Here is a 1031-nt window from a genome sequence, read left to right on the forward strand (position 1 = left end):
GACGACCGGCCCCCGGGCACCCGGGCACCCAGGCACCCGGGGAAGCAGGGCTTGCCGCTGCCGCAGCGTCAGCGCCGAGCGTCGTACCCGTCGCCGCGACCTGGGGCGACGGGGACGGACGAAAGGCGATGCCGCGGTCATGGACGAGGAGTGGTCGATCACCCGGTTGGCGAAGGCCTCCGGAGTGACGGTGCGGACCCTTCGGCACTACGACGCCGTGGGGCTGCTGCCCGCCGACCGGATCGGCGCGGGCGGCGTCCGGCACTACACGCCCGCCTCCGCCCTGCGCCTGCAGCGGATCCTGCTGCTCCGCGGGCTCGGACTCGCGCTGTCCGAGATCGCCGCGGTCGTCGACGAGGAGAAGGACGCCGCCGAGGCGCTCCGCACCCACCTGACCGGGCTGCTCGCGGAGCGCCGGAGGGTGGACCGGCTGGTGGAGACCGTGGCGGCGACCATCGCGCATCTGGAAGGGGAGAGGGACATGGCGCTCGAGGAACTGTTCGACGGTGTCGATCCGGCACGCCAGGCGGTCCACGAGGCCGAACTGGTGGACCGGTTCGGCCAGGAGGCCAGGCAGCACATCGAGGAGAGCCGCCGCCGCACGGCGGGCTGGGACCGCGCGCGGGCCGGCGGAGCCGTCGCCGAGTACGAGGCGGTGGAGGACGCGGCGGTGGAACTGATCGGGGCGGGCGTCGCCCCGGACGACCCGCGTGCCGTGGAGCTCATGGACCGGCAGTACCGGGCGGTGTCCGCGTTCTGGACGCCGAACCGGGCGTCGTTCACCGGTCTGGGCCGCATGTACGCGGACTCGTCCGAGTTCCGGGCCCGCTACGACGCCAAGCACCCCCGGCTGGCGGACTTCCTGTGCGCCGCCATGGCCGCGTACGCGGAGCAGCGGCTCGGCTGAGCCGCGCGGCGGCCCCGGCACGGGCAGGGCAAGGCAAGGCTGCCGCGCGGCACGCGGCGCAGAACCCCGCCGCGTGCCGCCACGCGTCTCCCCCGCGCCCGCCACCCCCGGCCGGCCGCCGCCC

At 75.8% G+C, this 1031-nt stretch carries 1 protein-coding gene; it reads left to right on the forward strand.

Annotated elements, in window-relative coordinates:
- Positions 1-139 precede the first annotated feature (139 nt).
- Complete coding sequence (locus A2U95_RS24825) at positions 140-907, forward strand: MerR family transcriptional regulator (RefSeq protein WP_166026961.1); 768 nt, start codon at positions 140-142, stop codon at positions 905-907.
- The last annotated feature ends 124 nt before the right edge of the window (positions 908-1031 follow it).

The organism is Streptomyces chilikensis, assembly GCF_001642695.1.
Lineage (GTDB): Bacteria > Actinomycetota > Actinomycetes > Streptomycetales > Streptomycetaceae > Streptomyces > Streptomyces chilikensis.